The following is a 20,688-nucleotide window of genomic DNA, read 5'->3' on the forward strand; positions in this document are numbered from 1 at the left end:
CCGGTTCTCAAGGTGCACGCCCCGCGGCTGATCCGGTCCGACCGGGCCGCGCGGCAAGGAGATATATTGCCAGACCGCGAAGCTCTGTGGGACGTCAATTCCACTCTTCACAAGTCCTACACAACATATCGCTTTCTATAGCTAATAGAAAGACTGGTGCGGATCTTCCGCACGTATCAGATGATGACCCTTTGGTTCAGGAATATATAGAGATCGGTCACCTGTAAGTGTCTATCTACCCGCGCTTTTAGCAATGTAAACCGCGCTTCAGATAAAAAGAGGGAGCGCCGCGTACAACGCGACACTCCCCTAGCGATTCAAGAGAATCTATTAGGCCTCGAGAGCCTTCTTGGCGATGGTAGCCAGCTCGTTGAAGGACTCGATGTCCTCGTAAGCCATCTGAGCCAGGACCTTGCGGTCGAGCTCGATGCCGGCAACCTTCAGGCCGTGCATGAACTGAGAGTAAGAGATGTCGTTCAGGCGAGCAGCAGCGTTGATGCGGGTGATCCAGAGAGAACGGATCTCGCGCTTCTTGTTGCGGCGATCACGATACTGATACTGCAGGGAGTGCTGGACCTGCTCTTTAGCATGCTTGTAAGTACGCGAAGCGGCACCGTAGTAACCCTTCGCACGGTGCATAACGGTACGGCGCTTCTTCTTGGCGGCAACAGCGCGCTTAATACGAGCCATGTTCTATCAACTCCTAGACGGTTAAACGAAAAACGGGAACGCGAACTTAGGCGAGACGCGACTTGATGACCTTGCGGTCGGCAGCGGCGATCTCGGTCTCCTGACGGAAGCCACGCTTACGCTTGGTGGACTTCTTGCTCAGGATGTGGCTCTTGAAAGCCTTGGCGCGCATAAGCTTGCCGGTACCAGTCTTGCGGAAACGCTTCTTGGTGCCGCTGTGGGACTTCATCTTAGGCATGAAATACTCCTTAATCGGTTACAGAACACTAGTTACTTGGTATCGCTTGCCGCTTTATCCTCATCAAAGGCGCCCTTAATCGGGGCGAGCAGCATAAGCATGTTACGGCCTTCCATCTTAGGCTTGGACTCGACCGTAGCGTAAGGCTTAAGGTCCTCGGCGAGACGCTCGAGAACGTTAAGACCCTGCTCCGGGTGAGCCATCTCACGGCCGCGGAACATGATGGTGATCTTAACGCGTGCGCCCTTCTTGAGGAAACGCAGAACGTGGCCCTTCTTGGTCTCGTAGTCGCCAACGTCGATCTTGGGTCGAAACTTCATTTCCTTGACCTCGACCTTGGACTGGTTCTTACGAGCAGCCTTGGCCTTCATGGCCTGCTGGTACTTGAACTTACCGTAGTCCATGACCTTGCAGACCGGCGGCTCCGCGTTGGGAGCGATCTCGACTAGGTCGAGACCCTGATCGTCGGCGACGCGCTGGGCATCGCGGATGGCGAACAGGCCGAGCTGAGAGCCATCGACGCCAATCAAACGACACGAAGATGCAGTGATCTCGTCGTTGATGCGGGTGTCATCAGACTTAGCTATTTTCCCTACCTCCATTCATAAAAAAATAACCCGGCGCTTCTCAGCAACCAGGTCGTACACATAGACTTCCTCGATTTGAGGAAGGGAATCTAAGTTGTATGACCAGTCAGCTGCTCATTGGCGCCAAAAGGTGGGAACCCTCAGGTTCCTCTTTAGGGCATTGCGGGAACAACGCCTTGGGAATAATAACACGTACAGCACGTTATCACATTACGTACACGAAAAAGGGGCCTTGACCCCCTTGAACCCCCTTGAATACTCGCTTGTATGTATGGTGCCCGAGGCGAGACTCGAAGGGCCTTCGCTTCGCTAAGCTCCAGGCTTCGGGCGCGTGGCGCCCTCGCCACGCTCCGCTACAAACAGGCCACAAGCCTGTTTGCTTAACGCTTCGCGCGCTCACGCGAGTTCGGCACGAAAAAGGGGGCCGCAACCCCCTTGAACGCTCGCTTGCATGAATGGTGCCCGAGGCGAGACTCGAACTCGCACGTTGTTGCCAACGGTGGATTTTGAGTCCACTGCGTCTGCCAATTCCGCCACTCGGGCACGCAATGCGTGAGTTAGTTTATCACAGCTTTCTACCGATTAGTCCGAAAATGGAACTTCGAGCATTTCGATGAGTTCGACCACACGGAGCATCTCGCGCCGACGGCATCCGCGACCGTCGACCGAAGCCTCACCCATCTGGTTATCGTAAGGGTCCTCGCGCATGCCGTCGAAAGAGGGCTCAAACTCTGCCTGGAATCGATTGTTGGCCACCATACGCCACGGGTCGAGATTGCCAAAGTAGTGACGGCGGCGCCACTCCTCCCCCATCCTACGAGCAGAAGATCCAAATGACACGTCGGCGTTGAGCCAACCGGTCTGCGGCGTATAGAACTCTGCCCAGTCGTGCGACCCCACCGAATCGGGCGCAACATACAGGCCGCTCTGCCAACGGGCAGGCACGCCCGCGATACGGCACATGGTGATAAACGTGAGCGCCATAACGCCGCAATCGCCGCGGAGCGAATGCGCGCAGTCATCGGCAATAGATCCCAAAAGCAAGTACGGCGGCTGATAGCGATAGTCGATATACTGCGTCAGGTAATCATAGATAGCACGGGCGCGATCGAGCGGATCATCGAGCCCGTCAATGACACGGGCCGTTAGCTGCTGCAGATACGGTGTAAACGCAATGTGCGGACGGTCCTCGGAAATATCCTCGGGCAGAGGCGCGTCCATACGCGGGTGAACCGGAAGTGTGCCACCGTAGACATCACAATAAGCAGCATCGATGTGATAACGATAGGTCACCGAAAATAAGTGCTCGCTCGAGGAAGACCACGAGGCGGTACGCGCCGAAGCATTCGCGGGAGCAACAGCACCCTCCGGCGTCATTTCGAGAATCTCGACCCGAGACTGCTGACGGCAGGCAGCTGCGACGGGAAGCCAAGCGCAAACGGTCTCCCCTTCCAGAGCGCCGGGGACAGACACGGACGCTTTAAGCGTAATGACGCGAGCCAATCCGTTTTGCGACTCCATCTCCTTGAGCATCTCGTTGCGCAGTGCTATTCCGTCCGTAGAATCGGGCCGCATGCCGGGAACCTCTTTGGGATATACGCGAAGCGAATCGAGGAAGTTGTCGAGAACGAACAGTTCGCCATCGATAAAGCGCCAGTCAATACGCTTACGATTAATCAGGTCATCAAACTGCTCTTCGGTAAACTCTGGCCACTCCTCGCGAATCATCGCAATAGCCTGATCGCGCGACACCGAAAAATGAAGCGGCGTCTCGAGCATGCGATACCGCTCGGCACGAACACAAGCAGCCAGCGAAGGCTCGGGGTTCTGCTCCAAAAGGCGATCGCAGGCAGCAACAGCCTGCGTCAAATACCCCGCATCCTTAAGACGAAGAATCTCGGGCGGCAGTCCAACATCGAGATGACGAAAGTCATCACAGCAAACATCAACAGAGCAACCAACAGGACCCTCGTCAATAACCTTCCCATCCGAAGGCAGTACATTAATAACAGCCATACCAAAACTCCAAGTCACTAGAACGCTTGAAGCCCATTGTAGCGAGATAAAAAGAAAGCCCCAACAAGGGAGCCATCAACACCGCTGAACGGTAGTCAAATAAATAATTCAGCCTCGTAACCCTGCGGCGTTAAACGAAGGAAGCCCCGTCCCCCGGAACTGCTTCCTTGGCGCGACTTCTGGCAAAGCCAGGTGAGCGCGAGGGAAACAGCGTAGGGGAAACGGGGCCTCCGGCGGGAAGTTAAACCGCTACTTACGCCTTGTTGACGGAGCCAAACTCCTCCATGAGCTCCTTGGTGCGGGCAACGATGTTGTCGCGACCAGGCTTGAGGAGCTTGCGGGGGTCAAAGCCCTTGCCCTGCTGATCCTTGCCAGCCTCGATGTACTCACGGACGCCCTTGGCGAAGACGAGCTGCAGGTCGGTGTTGACGTTGATCTTGGAGATGCCCAGGGAGATGGCCTTCTTGATCTGATCCTCGGGGATGCCGGTGCCACCGTGCAGGACGAGGGGCAGGTCGCCGGTCTGGGCCTTGATCTCACCCAGGCGCTCGAAGGAAAGGCCAGCCCAGTCGGCGGGGTACACGCCATGGATGTTGCCGATGCCGCAGGCGAGGAAGTCGACGCCCAGGTCAGCAATCTGCTTGCACTCAGCAGGATCAGCGAGCTCGCCGCTGGAGGTCACGCCGTCCTCGGTGCCGCCGATGCCGCCGACCTCGGCCTCGATGGACATGCCCTTGGAGTGGGCAAGCTCGACGAGCTCCTTGGTGCGGTCGAGGTTAAGCTGGAAGGTCTCCTCGTGAGAGCCGTCATACATGATGGACGTGAAGCCGGCCTCGATGCACTTGAAGCAGTCCTCGTAAGAACCGTGATCGAGGTGAAGGGCGACGGGAACGGTAACGCCCGTGGCCTCGACGGCAGCCTTGACCATGTCGGCGCAGACCTTGAAACCGCCCATCCACTTAGCGGCACCAGCGGTGCACTGAAGGATCAGCGGAGACTTGGCCTCCTCGGCGGCCTGGAGAATAGCCAGGGTCCACTCGAGGTTGTTGGTGTTGAAGGCACCAAGACCGTACTTGCCGGCCTCGGCCTTCTTGAGCATGTCTGCTGCGTTGACGAGCATAAAAGAAACCTCCTGTAAGGTTGCTCCGATAACGCCTGAGATTTTACCACGGCGCACCCGAGCATAAACGTTCGTTTGTTCACGAATATCGTCCAAACAGACTTTTTTGACCGTTTGCCCTACGGAATCGACCCGTTGGGGAAAAATAGCTTGACGTTTGGACGCTTCTCGTGCTTCAAAAGCCGACTATTAAGCTACATCCGCATGAAAGGGTTCTGTATGAGCTCGCGTGCCATGGTGGTCGAATCGCCATGGCCGGTTAGGCAAACGGTATCGGGCGGGAGAAGCCGGGCGAGCTTGGAGAGCGAGCGCAGAATCGCCGCCTCGTCGCCACCGGCAAGATCGGTGCGGCCGTGGCTGCCCGGGAATAGCGTGTCACCCGCAAAGGCAATGTTCCCCCGCTCGGTGGCAGCAAACAAGACAATGCCACCCGGTGTGTGACCGGGCGTCTCGATCACCTGCAGGCAGATATCGCCCACCTCGATAGCATCGCCCTCGGCGAGCAGACGCGTCGGCTCCCCGGGGTCGGGCGTCTCAATGCCCCACATAGCTCGCTGTTCCTCGATATTCGCATGCGGCACCGCCACATCCTTAGCACACAGCTCATACTGGCAGCCCTCGCCAACGGTGGTTCGCACGCCGGCAACACCGCCAACATGATCGGCATGGCCATGAGTGCATACGGCGCCAAGCACGCGTACACCGGGATGCTCGGCTCGAATATGCTCCACCAAGCGCTCGCCTTCCCATGCGGGATCGATAATCACGCACTCATTGTCCGTAATAACAGCATAGCTATTGGTCTGAATGGGACCGTTTACGAGCGTCTCGATCTCGACCGATCCCTTGGGAGTTAAATCCAAGGACACAGCACCTATGTCCCTCTCCTCTCTATAGAACTCGAGGCATCAAACGATGCCTCGAGTGTAGCGAATATCGATAATGTGGCACGTTCGTCGCGACTAAACGCGGCGCTTAAGCTGGGCTCCACCCTCGCCGGGCATCAAGCGACGCGCGTCGTAGACCGAGTCAACGCTGCTGATAGAGGCCAGCAGCGGATCCAGACCACTCGCGTCCGAGATCTCGACCATAAAGCGCAGGGTTGCAATACCCTCGCGGTTGGTCGACGTGGCGGCAGAAAGGATATTGCCGCCCGCATCGCCAATGGCAATGGTGACATCCTTGAGCAGGCCCATGCGGTCCAGGCACTCGACCACGATCTCGACCTGGAAGAGGGTGTCAGCAGCGCCGTCCCATTCCACATCGATCATGCGCTCGGGATGTTCCATAAGACCCTTGACGTTGGGGCAGTTGGCGCGATGCACCGAAACGCCACGACCGCGCGTGATGAAGCCGACGATGTCGTCGCCCGTCACGGGGTTGCAGCAATGGGCCAGACGGACCAGCAGGCCGCTGTTGCTCTCGCCCTTGACGATAATGCCGTTGCTGGCGCTCTTGCCGCGCTTTTGCGGCTTGCGGTTGGAGCCGCGGGCAGGCTGCTTCACGACCTCGGCGATAGCCTCGGCCTTGGAGAGCTGCTCCTCGGGCTTGGGGTCCAAGATTTGCTCGACCTTATTGCCCACAGCGCGCGGGGCGACCTTGCCGGCGCCGACGGCGGCAAACAGGTCCTCGAGCTGCTTATAGTTAAACTGCTCCGCCACGGCGTTGAGCGCACGCGTGGATCGCGGCGTAGAGATGCCGTACCCGCGCTTGCGCAGGTCCTTGGCCAGTATATCGCGGCCGGCGGCAGCGTCGTCGTCCTTGGTCGCGGCGGCAAAATAGCGGCGGATCTTTGACTTGGCGGAAGGCGTCTTAACGATCTTGAGCCAATCGCGCGACGGCTTGGAGCTCTTGTTGGTCAGGATTTCAACGCGGTCGCCCGTCTTGATTTCGTGCGTGAGCGGCGCTACCGCACCGTTGATCTTGGCGCCGACGCAGTGGTTGCCGACCTCGGTATGGACAGCGTAGGCAAAGTCGAGCGGCGTAGAACCGGCACGAAGCGCCATGACCTCACCCTTGGGCGTAAAGACAAAAATCTCCTGGTCAAACAGGTCAACCTTCAGCGAGTGCAGGTATTCCTTGGCATCGGTGATCTCGTCAGACGCCGCCCAATCGAGTGAATGCTTGAGCCAGTTAATCTGATCGTCCAGACGCTGCGCATCATTGGTCTTAGACGCAGACGATCCGCCCGACTTCTTATATAGCCAGTGGGCGGCAATGCCGTACTCGGCCTGCTCATGCATCTCGTAGGTTCGAATCTGAATCTCGAGCGGGCGAGCCGTGGGGCCGATGACCGTCGTGTGGAGCGACTGGTAGTTATTGACCTTGGGCATGGCGATATAGTCTTTAAAGCGACCGGGCATGGGGTGCCACAGTGTGTGCACCGCGCCGAGCGTGGAGTAGCAATCGCGCACCGAATGCGTGATGACGCGCAGTGCCACCAGGTCGTAGATCTCGGAGAATTCCTTGCCCTTGCGCTTCATCTTTTGGTAGATGGACCAATAGTGCTTGGAACGGCCGTTGATCTGGAAGTCTTCCAGGCCAATGCGGTTGAGTTCGTCGGTGAGCGTCTTGATGGTCTCGGCCAGATAGCGCTCACGGACCTCGCGCGACTCCGCCACCATGCGTGCGATGCGCTGGTAGGCATCGGGCTCCAGGTAGAAGAAGGACAGGTCCTCGAGCTCCCATTTAATGGAGCTCATGCCCAGACGGTCGGCCAGGGGCGCGTACACGTCCATGGTCTCGCGAGCCTTAAACAGGCGACGGTCCTCACGCAGGGCGGCAAGGGTGCGCATGTTGTGCAGACGATCGGCAAGCTTAACGATAATGACGCGGATGTCCTTGGACATGGCGAGGAACATCTTGCGCAGCGTGAGGGCCTGCTTCTCGTCCATGCTGTCGACTTCGATGTTGGTGAGCTTGGTCACGCCATCGACGAGCTCGGCCACCGTATCGCCAAACAGGCCGGAAACATCGGCAAGCGAGGTCTCGGTATCCTCGACGGTATCGTGCAGCAGCGCGGCGCACACCACGTCACGGTCCATCTTGAGGTCGGCCAAAATGATGGCCACCTCGACGGGATGGTTAATGTACATCTCGCCCGAGCGGCGCTTTTGGTTGCAGTGCTTCTCGGCGGCAAAGCAGTAGGCCTGTTCAACCTTAGAGAAGTCGTCCTCATTCATATATTTGAGGCACAGGCGCTCCAGCTTGTCGTAGCTGTCCGCCATAATCTCGGGCGGCAGCTCATCAGCATGCTTATAGTGCTCCATCTCCGAGAACGGCTGGAGGGTGGAATCATGGGCGGTACGGGCTGCGGCATCCATCGAGGTCCCCTTCCCCTAGGCCCGCGGTACGATCGGGCGGTTAACTTTGGCTAGCATATCAGAAGCGCACGAATCGAGCGCCCAACTCCGGAAAGCCGAGAACTCCATGCGCGAGCGCAAGCCCTCCAAATAGCGAATTGACCTGCTCAATTGCACACGACCGGGGTTTTCGGCCATCGCGATGCGACGGGTGTCGTCAAACCCCGAAACGCGACAGAAACCAAGCTCTTCGAAGATTCCCAGGCCGCTTGCCACCGAACGTTCGTCGACCGGGGTGCGGGCATCGATGGCAAGGCACATCTGCGCGATGTCGATATCGCTTGCGCAGAATGAATCATCCCCGGTCTTACCGCGGTTGGAGCGCCACATGGTCTGCAGCGCGCGATAGAGTGTGACGAGCTCGTCGCGCTCGGGTGCGTAGCAGTCGAGCAGGCGCTCGTTGATGCGGGCGTCGCGCGACGAATAGAGCAGGTGGATCACGGCGGGCTGTCCGTCACGACCGGCACGCCCGCTCATCTGGTTGAACTCAATGGCGCCAAACGGCATGTGGTAGAGCACGACATGGCGGATATCGGGCAGGTTGACGCCCTCACCGAAAGCCGAAGTTGAAACGATGCAGCTGAGGCTTCCGTCTCGGAATGCTTCCTCCACGCGGCGGCGATCGGAGCGCGCAAGTCCCGCGTTATAGAACGCGATATGGGTTGCGTAATCGGGCACACGCTTGCGCAACGTCTTGGCGAGCGCCACGGACTGGTCGCGCGAATTGACGTAAATGACGGTCTTCTCCCCCGTCGCCACGATCGACACCAGGCGGTTTTCGCGGCTCGCAAGATCGCGGTCGTCCTCGAGCTGCAGATTCTCGCGCACCGTCTCGTCGACCACCGTGCGAGTAATCGGCAGCATGCGGGCAAGCTCGGCCACGACCGGAGCCGTCGCGGTGGCCGTCGCAGCCATAACAACCGGGTCGCCCAGGGCTTTGAGGATATCGGGCATGTCGAGATAGGCGCTGCGGTCGCCGCCCTTGGCAAGGCCGGCGTGGTGCGCCTCATCGATAACGACAAAGCCGATGCGGCCCGAACGCGCGAAGCGGTCACGGTGGATAGATAGGAACTCGGGCGTCGTGAGCACGATACCGGTGCGGCCCGAAGCTAGGCCGGCGAACACGCCATCGCGTGCGGCCTCCACGGTCTCGCCGGTCAGCACGCCAACACCAATGCCAAGCGCTGCCATCGTCGACGAGAGGTGATAGGCCTGGTCGGCAACAAGCGCGCGCAGCGGATAGACAAAGATGCTCGCACGTCCGCGAAGGACAGCCTCGCGCGCAGCATGTACATGGAAGATGAGAGACTTGCCGCGGCCCGTTCCCATAACGGCCAAGACGCTCTGGTGGTCGGCCAAGGCATCGAGTGCCTCAGCCTGCGCGCGGTGCGGCTGGTTCGATCCGATAAAGCTATGAATAAGCGAGCGCGTGAGCTCGGAATAGGAAAGCTGGGCGAGCGTCTCGCGCTTACGCGACTCCAGGCGCAGGCCGGAATCCGCCGGCTGCATGCCACGACGAAGCTCGCATGCCGGATCGTCGACGCTGGGCAGCGTGGTATCGCGGACCAGAACATCCTTGATCATGAGCTTGGGCTTCACACGCCCCTGCCAATGCTCGGCAACGGCCTCGAACACCAAGTCGACAGCGCTATCGCAGTTGATGAGCTTATCGATTTGCGGCACGCGGAACATAATGGCCGGCACACTCGCGGCGCCATCGGTCGCCACAAAGCGCATGTGCTCGCCGGTTTTGCCCACCACGGCGCGGTCGCACATCGTCACGCCCTCGGCAGCCAGCAGCGGCACCTTGTTGCCCTGGCCAAACGGCTCAAGACGGGAGATTTGCTCGATAGTCTCAATATTCAGCTCGGAGAGGTCAACAGTGGCGGCAACCTCGTCGGTGTCCTCAAAGTCCTCGGCGGGAAGCTCCGATAGCACGGCCGAAAGGCGACGGCGGAACTCATCGAGCTTGGACGCCTCGATGGTCACGCCCACCGCGCCCGCATGTCCGCCGCGACGAATCAGCAGATCGGAGCAGCGCTCTACGGCGTCGAACAGGTTGACCTTGCCCACCGAGCGACCAGAGCCGCGCGCGATACCGTCCTCGATCGAGAACAGCAGCGCCGGCACGTGATAGCGGTTGGTCAGACGGCTTGCCACGATGCCCTTGACGCCCTCGTGCCAGCCCTCGCTACCCACGACGATTGCGCGTCCGCCGTCATAGGTCTTCTCGACCTTTGCCATGGCATCGCGCGTGAGCTCCGCCTCGATCTCACGGCGCTGGCGGTTGATTTCCTCGAGCTCAGCCGCCAGTGCGCTTGCTTCGATGGGATCGCGGGCAAGCAGCAGGTCGAGCGCCAGCTTGGGATCGGCCATGCGACCGGCAGCGTTTAAGCGGGGAATGAGCGAGAACGATAGGCCATCCGCCGTAATGCTCGAAAGGTCCGCCTTGGCGAGCGCGGCAAGCGCGATATAGCCGGGACGAGCGGTTACGCGCATCTGCTGGATGCCCTCGGCAACCAGCGCGCGGTTCTCGGGCGTGAGCGGCATCATGTCGGACACGGTGCCCAGCGCCGCGACCTCGATTAGCGAACGCCAATACGACGGCTTGCCCAGGCGCTCACCCAGGACTTGCACCAGCTTGAGCGCCACACCAGCACCGGCAAGTTCACGCGAGGGCCCCTCATCCTCGAGCTTGGGGTCGGTCAGGGGCACACCCTGCGGCACCTGGTCGGAGGGCTCGTGATGGTCCGTGACCACCAAATCGATCCCCAGGCTCTCCAGATAGGAAACCTCTTCCTTGGCGGCAATACCGTTATCGACGGTCACGATCAGCTGGGGGCGAGCGAGCTCGTTAACGCGGTCGAGCGCCGCGCGCGAGAGACCGTAGCCCTCGTCAAAGCGATGCGGAATAAACGGCGTGACATCGGCGCCAAACGTGCGCAGTGCCTCGGTCAACAGGCAGGTCGACGTAATACCGTCAACGTCAAAATCGCCAAAGACCGCAATGTGCTCGTGGTTGCGAATAGCACGCTCGACGCGGTCGGCAACGACCGACATGCCCGGGATAATGAGTGGGTCGGCCCAGTCGCGATCGAGCGAAGGCGTCAAAAACAGCTGGCCTTCTTCGATGGATGTAATGCCGTGCGCAACCATAATGCGCGCCACCAGCCCGGGTATTCCCAGGCCAGCCGAAAGCTCCTTTTCGAGTTCGGGGTTTTGCTGAGCGACCGCCCAGCGATGCGTCGTCTTAAGCGATGACATAGGCGCCCACCCCCGATAGGGGCAGGTCGCCGCGATACCTCTCACGGTTCATAGCGATGAGTCCTCTGTGTATGCCCGCTTCGGCAGGCAGATCTGTTGAACGGATTTATTATACCGTGCAGCGCGGACGCAAATCGCCGCAGCACGCCGCGGTTTCGGTAAACGATGCCGGTAATAGCCTCGAAATATTCAAGCGTTTCTGACGCACGGACGCACGCGAGCGTCTAGCATATCCATTCAAAACGGATTCACGAGCAAAGGGAGTCACAAGCGCATATGAAGCAATGGGTTGGACTGGGCAAGTTTCTCGCGGGGCATATGCAGGTCATCGTTCCGATTTGTGTGGCGCTCGGCGTGCTCTTTCCCCAGCAGATCGGCGTGCTCAAGCCCATCGTTCCCACCTTGTTTGCCTTTATGACGTTTCAGGGTGCGCTCAGTAACACCTTTCACCAGGTAGCCGAGGTGTTCCACCGTCCGCTGCACCTGATTCTGGCGTTGCTGGTCTCGGCAGTGCTTATTCCCATCGCGGCGTATGCCATGGGGTCACTCTTCTTTGGCTCCAACCCCAACCTTGTCTGCGGCATTGTACTCGAATACAGCGTGCCCGTGGCCGTCACCGCCTTTATGTGGATTAGCATGTTCGGCGGCAACGGCCCGCTCGCGCTCACCATCATCCTGACGTCCTCGGTCATCTCGCCCGTGACGATTCCGCTCACGCTCAAGCTCTTGCTGGGCGCCACCGTCTCGATCGATGTGCCGAGCATGATGCAGAACATGGCCTTTATGATCGCCATCCCCGCTGTGCTCGGTATTGTCATCAATGAACTCACGCGCGGCTGGGGCCACGAGAAACTCTCTCCCGCGCTCTCGCCCGCCTGCAAGTTCATGATGATGGGCGTCATCGCGTCCAACTCCACCGCTATGAGCGAGTACGTGCTACACATGAATGTTGAGCGCTTGGAAGTCGCACTCTTTATCCTGGTGTTCGCCATCAGCGGCTTTATCATCGGCGTCCTGATCGCCCGGGCCCTGCACCTGCCGTATAGCGAGACGACCACCATGTGCTTTACCTGCGGCATGCGCAACATCTCTTCGGGTGCCGTCATCGCCACGCAATATTTTCCCGGCGAAATGGTATTCCCCGTCATGTGCGGCACGCTGTTTCAGCAGGTGTTGGCCTCAATTATCGGGCACCTCTTTGAGCGCCTGACCGGCGAGGAGCGCACCAAACAGCGCAAGCGGGTCGAAGCCGGCCGCGACGCCATGGCGCGCTAGGCTGTCCGCATTACGCGGGTGTTAGTCTTGCTATACGAGCGTTTCCAGATGCGCACGCAGACGCTCAGCATCGATATCGAGCGTCGTCTCGGCATTGACTTGGGCCAAACGATAGCCGACAAAGTAGGGCGAAACCACCCAACGCGGCAGCGCCTTGGCAATGGTCCGACCGCCCAGGTGATAGAAGAACAAGTTGTACGACTCTGCGCGACCACCGTGGTGCTCGTTTAGGATATAGCGCAGAGCTACCTGGATCGCATCGGCAAAGAGATCCGCCTCGGCTTGGTCTCGTGCGTCATCGCTGGCGGCGATTCCCTGTGGGGCTGAAACGTTGATCTCAAAGAACCCCATGATCGGTTCGGTTGAGATATTGACCGAGATTCTCCCCTGTTGCCAGACATTGATGCCTTCGAAATTGGCGGAAGTCAGCGAAGCATAGCCGTCTTCCTGCTCCAAACCCACAATCTGCATGTGCGGATGGACCAGACTGCCGCCCGAAAGTGGGCCCTTGTTCTTGTACATGAGAACGCTGCGATACTGCCGGGAGTCAATCATCCGCTGCCAGCAATCCAGAGCAAACCGCATAACATGATGCAGCTCGTCCGGCGCATAGGTCACCAGATCGGCGTCGTGGTCGGACGACTCAATCAATACGGTCTGGCGAGTGGCCCGCAAGGTCTTAAACTTATTCTCGAGCCAGATGCAGTCGCCATCGCGCCGGATGATATTGGCGAGTTCCTCGGTATCGCAAAAGGGGCACGCGGTGCCGGGACGACGGTTGTCGTCGGGCTTACCGTTCGCCTGCTGAACGTCAAATACCAGCGCCACGGGTTATACCTCCAGCGGCACGATCTTGGTGCCATGGAGCTCGGAGACGCCCAGTGCCGCCGCCACGGTATCGCGGTTGGCCGTAGTGATGCCGCCGCCGGGAAGGATGGTCAAACGATCGCCCGCATACTCGATTAAACGAGCCAGGTTTTCGAAGTTGTCCTCGATCGGCGTACCGGCAGTACCACCGTGCGTCAGAATGCGCGTGACGCCGCAGTCGGCGAGCGTGTCAATGGCGTCCAGCTGAGCCTCGGGCGAGAGCTGGTCAAACGCAATGTGGAAAGTGATGTCAAGGGATTCGCGCTTGCACTCCTCGGTCGCGCAGCCCGCAGCCATCACGAGGGCGCCAAGCGTAAGTTCGTCGAGCGCCCATCCGCCAGCGCAGGGCTTGCAGCAGCCAAAGACCAAGCCGTCAACGCCCGCACTCACAGCAAGGCCCAGATCCATCTCCATCATACGCAGCTCGTCCTGGTTGTAGTGAAAGTCGCCGCCACGCGGGCGAATCATGCACATCACCCGTGCATCGTGCTCGTGAGCATAGTTGGTCGTAGCGCTGATAACGCCGGCCGAAGGCGTAGTGCCACCAACGGCAAGGTTGTCGCACAGCTCGATACGCCTTGCACCGGCATCGATAGCCGCCGGCACACGCTCAAAGTTCTCGGCACAAAACTCGTACAGCATAGATAGACCCCCAAAGACAGCAGATGTTTTCCGACGGGCATTGTCACACACCCCCATGAAGTTGCGGTGGAATAGGGACTCTTTTTGGCCTCTGAGGCTCCCATTGTCCCTATTCCACCGCAACATAAAGGGAGTAGTCGTTGGCATCTGCCACAACGTCGATGTTTTGGCAACGACAGCGAAAGCCCGCTAGGGCGAGCAAGGTGCCTTGAAACGAGGCGGCATTGACCTTCTGGTCATGCCGCCGAAGTTGAAAGGCAGATTGCCGCCCTGGCGGGCTTGCAGCGTCAAGTAGTTACGGCGTTTGGTAAAACGCCGTAACTATCTAACCACCAAGATATGCTTTGCGAACGTTATCGTCGTGCAGGAGCTCTTGGCCGGTGCCGGTCAAGGTAATCTTACCGGTCTCGAGCACGTAGCCGCGTGTGGCGATGGAAAGAGCCATCTGTGCGTTTTGCTCGACCAGAAGCACCGTGGTGCCGGCCTTATGCAGTTCCTCGACAATCTGGAAGATCTGCTCGATCAGAATCGGCGCCAGGCCCATGGAAGGCTCGTCGAGCATGAGCAGCTTGGGGTTACTCATAAGGGCGCGGCCCATAACGAGCATCTGCTGCTCGCCGCCCGAAAGGGTGCCGGCGACCTGGCGACGGCGCTCCTTCAGGCGCGGGAACTGCTCGTAGACGCGCTCAAGGCCCGGAGCCACCGTGGACTTGGGCTGCGTATAGGCGCCCATCTCCAGGTTCTCCTCAACCGTCATCTGCAAAAAGGCGCGACGTCCCTCGGGAACCTGGGCCAGGCCCTTGCCCACCAGCTTGTCGGCGGGCGTATGGGTAATGTCCTCGCCCATAAACTTGATGGAGCCGGTCTTGGAACGCAGCAAGCCCGAGACGGTCTTGAGCGTTGTGGACTTGCCGGCACCGTTCGCACCAATCAAGGCCACGATCTCGCCCTCGTTAACGTTAAAGGAGATGTCCTTGATGGCGTGGATGGCGCCGTACCAGACGTTGATGTTGTAGACGGAAAGCATCGGCTCTGCCATTTAGTTCTCCCCCTTATCCTGCTTGCCCAGATATGCCTCGATAACGGCGTCGTTGTTCTGGATTTCCTCGGCCGTACCCTTGGCGATAACCTTGCCAAAGTTAAGCACGCAGATGCCCTCGCAGATGTTCATAACGAGCGACATATCATGCTCGATAAGCATGATGGCGATGCCGAAGGTGTCGCGGATCTTGACGATGTTCTCCATGAGCTCCGCGGTCTCGGACGGGTTCATGCCGGCGGCAGGCTCGTCGAGCAACAGCAGCTTGGGGTTGGTGGCAAGCGCGCGGACGATCTCCAGACGACGCTGAGCGCCGTAAGGCAGCGAGCCGGCCTGTTCATTTGCCAGGTGCTCCATGTCAAAAATGGACAGCAGCTCCATGGCGCGCTCGTGGGCAGCCTTCTCGTGCTTCCAATACGTCGGCAGGCGCAGCACGCCCTCAAAGCCGGAGTAGCGCTCCTGATTGTGCAGACCGACCTTGACGTTATCCTCCACCGTCATGGTGTTGAACAGGCGAATGTTCTGGAATGTACGGGCAATACCCATGCGGTTGACCTGATAGACCGACTTGCCCGAGGTGTCCTCACCATCGAGCAGGATGGTGCCATGCGTGGGCTGGTACACCTTGGTGAGCAGGTTGAAGACCGTGGTCTTGCCGGCACCGTTGGGGCCGATGAGACCGGCGATCTCGGTCTTGCCGATGGTTAGGCTAAAGTCGTCGACCGCCTTGAGGCCGCCAAACTCAATGCCCAGGTGGATGCACTCGAGCGCCGGTCGCTGGCCCAAGTCGCGGTCGGGGACAATGGCGCCAGAAGGATACGGGACCATCTTGCCCTTGTTGAACTCAAACTTACTGGGCATCGGCTGCCACCTCCTTCTTGGGAGCAAAGCGATCCTTAATGCGTGCGAAGAACGCCTTGAGCTGCGGGTTGTTGGTAAAGATCATGACCAGGATCAGCACGATGGCGTAGATGAGCATGCGGTAGTCCGAGAACTGACGGAGCAGCTCGGGAAGCACCGTGAGCAACGCCGCCGCGATGACGGAGCCGCGCATATTGCCCAGACCGCCCAAGACCACGAACACCAGGATGAGGATGGACGTGTTGAAGTCGAACTTAGTGGCGGAGAGCTGCGAGAAGTTACCGCCGAAGAGGGCTCCGGCAGCACCGGCGAGAGCGGCGGAAACCACGAAGGCGATCATGCGGTACTGGGTGACGGAGATACCCACGGACTCGGCAGCGATCTTGTTGTCGCGCACGGCCATAATGGCACGGCCGGTACGGCTGCGGACCAGGTTGAGTACAATCACGAGCGCGACCATGACCAGGATGGCGCCGGCAAGGAAGGTCGAATAGGTCGACACACCCGAAGCGCCCTGGGCGCCCTTGATGATGGCGGTGCCGTCCTCGAGCAGGTGCAGGTCGTCGATCGTGGAGTTACCTGTGATGTTAAAGATCACATGCAGGCCGCGGGAGTCGACGCCCACGATAAGGCAGGTGACGATCTCTTTGATGATCTCGCCAAAAGCCAGGGTCACGATGGCCAGATAGTCGCCGCTCAGGCGCAGGACCGGGATGCCGATCAAGAAGCCCAGGATGGCGGCAGCGATGGCGCCGACCACGATACTGATGATAAGGCGCACCGGATCGGAGGGAACGGCGCTCTCGAGGGCGACCGCGGTGACGATGCCCGTGTAGGCACCGACACTCATAAAGCCCGCATGGCCCAGCGACAAGTCGCCCGCGATGCCGACGACGAGGTTAAGGGAGATGGCCATGACGATATAGGCCGTGATGGGAACCAGCTGACCGGCGATCATGCGCGGAATCATATGGTTGGACTGCATAAAGAACACGATGGCGAACGCCACAAGGCACATGGCGTACGTAACAAAGTCGTGACGCGTCTGCTTGTCTTTAAGAAACTTCATAACGCTCACCTACACCTTCTCGGGGACGTACTTGCCCAAGAGGCCGGCAGGCTTGACGAGCAGGACGATGATCAGAACACCAAAGACGATGGAGTTGGCAAGGCTCGTGGAAATGTAAGCCTGTGCCATCGCCTCGATGATGCCGATGAGAATGCCACCGACAAAGGCACCGGGGATGGAGCCGATACCGCCGAAGACGGCGGCGTCGAAGGCCTTGATGCCAGGCATGGCGCCCGTGGTGGGTTGCAGGACCGGCGAGTAGGAGCACAGGAGCACACCGGCGATGGCGGCAAGGGCGGAGCCGATGGCAAACGTCATCGAGATGGTACGGTTGACGTTGATGCCCATGAGCTGAGCGGCGGCTTTGTCCTCGGACACGGCGCGCATGGCTTTGCCCATCTTGGTCTTACCTGTAAAGAACATCAGGCCGGCCATGATAACCAGGCAGGCGACGATGGTGACGAGCGAGACGGCGCTTACATTGAACTTGGCCAAGAACTCCGGCACCTGGAAGGTGACGAGCGAAGTGAAGTTCTTGGGCGTGGCGCCCCACAGAAGCTGCGCGGCGTTCTGCAGGAAGTAAGACACGCCGATGGCCGTGATCAGAACGGCCAGCGGGCCCGCCTGACGCAGCGGCTTGTATGCCAGACCCTCGATGAGAACACCGAGAACGGTACAGACCACACAAGAGAGAATTACAGATGCCCAGCCCGGGAGGCCGAGATACGACGTGGCGCAGAACGAGACATAGGCACCGACCATGATAACGTCGCCGTGAGCGAAGTTCAGCATCTTGGCGATGCCATAGACCATGGTGTAGCCCAACGCGATGATGGCGTAGACGCTGCCCATGGACAGGCCGTTGACCAGGTATTGGATAAAGACTGTCATGTTCCACATCCCCCTTTCGAATAGGTTTCCAGTTAATGTATGAAACAGGGACGTTACACTGTCCCTAGATACCAAGCAAGCAGGGAAGGCCAAAACCTCCCCTGCTTGGGATCAAAACCGCTCTATGTAAGGCGGCTTATTAGGCCTGTACGTACTTGCCGTCGGTGATGACGTACGCCGTGGGCTCCTTCTGGACCTGGCCCTTATCGTTCCAGGTGAGCTTGCCGGTCAGACCGTCAACGGTAATCTTGAGCATAGCCTTAGGCAGCTTCTCGGCGACCTCGGTCGGGTCGGCGTCGACACCAAGACCGGCCTCCTCGAGGGCCTCGGCCACCGCGTGCACGCCGTCGTAAGCGTCGGCGGCAAACTGGTCCGGAGTCTCGCCATACTTATCCTTGTAAGCGTTGACGAAGTCGGCGTTCTTCTCGTCGTCGGCGGAGAACGGGGTCATGAGCAGCAGACCCTCGGCAAGAGAGGTGTCGAAGCCCTCAACGCCCAGGATGCCGTCCATGCCGTCGCAGCCCATCATCTTGACGTCGTAGCCCATGTCCTTGGCGTTCTTGAGCAGGACGGACGCCGGCGTGTAGTAGATCGGCGCAAAGATCATGGTAGCGCCGGCCTGCTTGGCCTTGGTGAGCTGGTTGGTAAAGCTCGTGGCGGAGTCGTCCTTAAAGGTCTCCTCGTCAACAATCTCGAGCTTGGATTTAGCGGCCTGAACCTTAAAGGAATCTGCGATGCCCGAAGAATAGGCGTCGCCGGAGTTATAGAACAGCACGAACTTCTCGTCCGCATACTTCTGCGCCAGGAACTTGGCAGCGTTGACGCCCTGGTTGGGATCGGTAAAGCAAACCTGGAAGACGCAATCCTTGCCCTTGGTGACGTCCTCGGAGGACGCGGACGGAGTGATCATGAACGTCTCGGGGTCGTTACCGCACTCGGCGGCAACGGCAACCGACGCACCCGTGGTGGTCGGGCCGACGAGGGCCTGCATGCCCCAGTCGAGCAGGGTGTTAAAGGCGTTGACGGCCTTCTCGCCGTCGGCCTGGTCATCCTCGGCCTTGCTGGCAAGCGGCAGCTCCTTGGTCGAGAAATCCTTGCAGCCAAGCTCGACACCCTGGGTAACGGACTTGCCGTAGGACGCGTTGGCGCCGGTCAGCGGGCCGATGGTGCCGATCTTAAACGAAGCGTCGCCCGAAGCGGAACCGCTGTCGCCGCCGTTGGAGGAGCAGCCAGCTAGAATAGACATCGCCCCCAGACCTGCTGCGCTCGCGATAACGCTCCTGCGATTCATAACAGGGTTCAATGACTTACCGGTGAGGCTCGACATGCGGCTCTCCTCTCAAATCTCGTCGGGTTTCGGTTACCCAACAGGCCATCCTTCGCCGTGTTCGGCGTTCGCAAAATAGTAGACGCTTTAGTTGAGAAAAGTGGCGATTATTTCAACTTTTCTTTTGTTTTGTCCGTTTATCCATAATTATGCGTATTTCTATTGGTTTATGCAGTTTAGCCACTTTATTGTGTGAAAGTAATGTTTCCATTCTGTTACAAGCGTCCCTGCCCTGATTAAAACAGCCTCACCGGTAGCGCTTTATGCGCACTTAGGCGGCGATGTACTTGCCGTCCTGGATCACATAGGCTGTAGCGGGCTTCTCGACTTGGCCCTCGTCGTTCCACGTGAGCTCGCCCGTCAGGCCCTCGATCTTGATCTTGCGCATGGCCTTGGCAAGATCGCCGGCAATGTCGGCGCCGTCGGCCGTGATGTCGATGTCAGCCTTATCGATAGCCTCGACAATCGCATGGACGCAGTCATAGGCATCGGCGGCAAACTGGTTGGGCGTCTCGTCGTAGGCGTCCTTATATGCCTTGACGAAGTCGGCGTTCTTCTCATCGTCGGCAGAGAACGGGGTCATGAGCAGCACGCCCTCGGCAAGAGAGGTGTCGAAGCCCTCAACGGAGAGCAGGCCGTCCATGCCGTCGGTGCCCATGAGGGTCATGTCGTAGCCCATGTCCTTGGCGTTCTTGAGCAAAACGGACGCCGGCGTGTAATAGATCGGGGCAAAGATAAGCGTGGCGCCGGCCTCCTTGGCCTTGGTGAGCTGGTTGGTAAAGCTCGTGGAAGAGTCGTCCTTAAAGGTCTCGGTATCGACGATATCAAGTTTGGACTCCTTGGCCTGCTCGGCAAAGGCGTCGGCAACACCCGAGCTGTACGTATCGCCGGAGTTGTAAAATAGGGCGATCTTGGCGTCTGCATACTTCTCGGCCAAAAACTTGGCAGCACTCGCGCCCATGGTGGGGTCGGTAAAGCAAACCTGGAAAACCGTGGTCTTGTCCTTGGTGACGTCGAGGGACGAAGCAGAGGGCGTGACCATGAGCATATCGTCGGCGATCTCGCCCGAGACAGCGACGGCGGCACCAGTCGTGACGGGGCCGACGAGCGCCTGCATGCCCCAGTCGCACAGGGTATTGAAGGCGTTGATAGCCTTCTCGCCGTCGGCGACGTCATCCTCGGACTTAAGCGAGAGTTTGAGGTCCTTGGTCGAGAAATCCTTGGCGGCAAGCTTGGCACCCTTCTCGGCCGAAACGCCATAGGTTGCCGCGGCGCCGGTCAGAGGGCCGATGACACCGATCTTGAAGGTCTTGCCGTCATCGGCGGAGCCGCCGTCCGAGCCACCCGACGAGCAACCAGCGAGTGCGGCGGTACTGCCGAGCGCCGCAGCGCCGGCGAGAAAGTTCCTACGGCTGAGCGTGCTGTTGATGTTGAACATGG

17 protein-coding genes and 1 tRNA gene are annotated in these 20,688 nt (G+C 59.3%); 1 reads left to right on the top strand and 17 read right to left on the bottom strand.

The window, feature by feature from the left end:
• Positions 1–330 precede the first annotated feature (330 nt).
• The 9 genes from rplT to recJ all read right to left on the bottom strand — a co-directional run bounded on the left by rplT (position 331) and on the right by recJ (position 11,277).
• Positions 331–690: a 50S ribosomal protein L20 gene (gene rplT / locus I2H81_RS02275; protein ID WP_006234421.1), complete on the bottom strand. Its 360-nt coding sequence runs from the start codon at positions 688–690 to the stop codon at positions 331–333.
• 46 nt (positions 691–736) lie between these two features.
• Positions 737–928 (bottom strand): 50S ribosomal protein L35, encoded by a 192-nt coding sequence (rpmI, locus tag I2H81_RS02280; RefSeq protein WP_006234422.1) that lies wholly within the window; start codon positions 926–928, stop codon positions 737–739.
• A gap of 32 nt (positions 929–960) precedes the next feature.
• Positions 961–1,530 (bottom strand): translation initiation factor IF-3, encoded by a 570-nt coding sequence (gene infC, locus I2H81_RS02285; RefSeq protein ID WP_006234423.1) that lies wholly within the window; start codon positions 1,528–1,530, stop codon positions 961–963.
• Positions 1,531–1,971: 441 nt separating this feature from the next.
• Positions 1,972–2,058: transfer RNA gene (locus I2H81_RS02290), tRNA-Leu, on the bottom strand.
• 39 nt (positions 2,059–2,097) lie between these two features.
• Positions 2,098–3,531, bottom strand: a complete 1,434-nt coding sequence (locus tag I2H81_RS02295; protein WP_195644390.1) for a transglutaminase-like domain-containing protein — start codon at positions 3,529–3,531, stop codon at positions 2,098–2,100.
• Positions 3,532–3,784: 253 nt separating this feature from the next.
• Positions 3,785–4,651: a class II fructose-1,6-bisphosphate aldolase gene (gene fba / locus I2H81_RS02300; RefSeq protein ID WP_035137086.1), complete on the bottom strand. Its 867-nt coding sequence runs from the start codon at positions 4,649–4,651 to the stop codon at positions 3,785–3,787.
• Positions 4,652–4,845: 194 nt separating this feature from the next.
• Positions 4,846–5,520, bottom strand: coding sequence for an MBL fold metallo-hydrolase (locus tag I2H81_RS02305; protein ID WP_195644391.1), 675 nt, complete (start codon positions 5,518–5,520; stop codon positions 4,846–4,848).
• A 93-nt stretch (positions 5,521–5,613) separates the two neighbouring features.
• Positions 5,614–7,974, bottom strand: a complete 2,361-nt coding sequence (locus tag I2H81_RS02310) for a RelA/SpoT family protein (protein ID WP_195644392.1) — start codon at positions 7,972–7,974, stop codon at positions 5,614–5,616.
• A gap of 15 nt (positions 7,975–7,989) precedes the next feature.
• Positions 7,990–11,277 carry a single-stranded-DNA-specific exonuclease RecJ gene (gene recJ, locus I2H81_RS02315; RefSeq protein ID WP_195644393.1) on the bottom strand — a complete coding sequence of 1,096 codons (3,288 nt, stop codon included), beginning with the start codon at positions 11,275–11,277 and terminating at the stop codon, positions 7,990–7,992.
• A 276-nt stretch (positions 11,278–11,553) separates the two neighbouring features.
• Here recJ and I2H81_RS02320 point away from each other — a divergent pair, with 276 nt between their 5' ends.
• A complete protein-coding gene (locus I2H81_RS02320; protein WP_195644394.1) occupies positions 11,554–12,552 on the top strand; it encodes a bile acid:sodium symporter family protein in 999 nt (332 codons plus the stop codon).
• 30 nt (positions 12,553–12,582) lie between these two features.
• Here the strand turns inward: I2H81_RS02320 and I2H81_RS02325 are convergent, their stop codons facing one another.
• The 8 genes from I2H81_RS02325 to I2H81_RS02360 all read right to left on the bottom strand — a co-directional run bounded on the left by I2H81_RS02325 (position 12,583) and on the right by I2H81_RS02360 (position 20,686).
• Positions 12,583–13,380: a DUF4931 domain-containing protein gene (locus tag I2H81_RS02325; RefSeq protein WP_195644395.1), complete on the bottom strand. Its 798-nt coding sequence runs from the start codon at positions 13,378–13,380 to the stop codon at positions 12,583–12,585.
• A 3-nt stretch (positions 13,381–13,383) separates the two neighbouring features.
• Entirely contained in the window at positions 13,384–14,061 is a 678-nt protein-coding gene (locus I2H81_RS02330; RefSeq protein ID WP_195644396.1) for a copper homeostasis protein CutC, read from the bottom strand.
• A gap of 325 nt (positions 14,062–14,386) precedes the next feature.
• Complete coding sequence (locus I2H81_RS02335; RefSeq protein ID WP_229108026.1) at positions 14,387–15,100, bottom strand: ABC transporter ATP-binding protein; 714 nt, start codon at positions 15,098–15,100, stop codon at positions 14,387–14,389.
• The gene (locus tag I2H81_RS02340) at positions 15,101–15,961 is read right to left on the bottom strand and encodes an ABC transporter ATP-binding protein (RefSeq protein WP_089573307.1); all 861 of its coding nucleotides are present in this window, start codon (positions 15,959–15,961) and stop codon (positions 15,101–15,103) included.
• Positions 15,951–17,030: a branched-chain amino acid ABC transporter permease gene (locus tag I2H81_RS02345; protein ID WP_195644397.1), complete on the bottom strand. Its 1,080-nt coding sequence runs from the start codon at positions 17,028–17,030 to the stop codon at positions 15,951–15,953. Before I2H81_RS02345 ends, I2H81_RS02340 begins: the two co-directional genes overlap by 11 nt.
• A 9-nt stretch (positions 17,031–17,039) precedes the next feature.
• On the bottom strand, positions 17,040–17,921 hold the full coding sequence (locus I2H81_RS02350; protein ID WP_117582912.1) for a branched-chain amino acid ABC transporter permease: 882 nt from the start codon (positions 17,919–17,921) through the stop codon (positions 17,040–17,042).
• Between the two features lie 139 nt (positions 17,922–18,060).
• Positions 18,061–19,248: an ABC transporter substrate-binding protein gene (locus I2H81_RS02355; RefSeq protein ID WP_117855262.1), complete on the bottom strand. Its 1,188-nt coding sequence runs from the start codon at positions 19,246–19,248 to the stop codon at positions 18,061–18,063.
• A 271-nt stretch (positions 19,249–19,519) separates the two neighbouring features.
• Entirely contained in the window at positions 19,520–20,686 is a 1,167-nt protein-coding gene (locus I2H81_RS02360; RefSeq protein WP_195644398.1) for an ABC transporter substrate-binding protein, read from the bottom strand.
• Positions 20,687–20,688 lie beyond the last annotated feature (2 nt).

This window comes from Collinsella aerofaciens, assembly GCF_015561195.1.
GTDB classification, from domain to species: Bacteria; Actinomycetota; Coriobacteriia; order Coriobacteriales; family Coriobacteriaceae; genus Collinsella; species Collinsella aerofaciens_AC.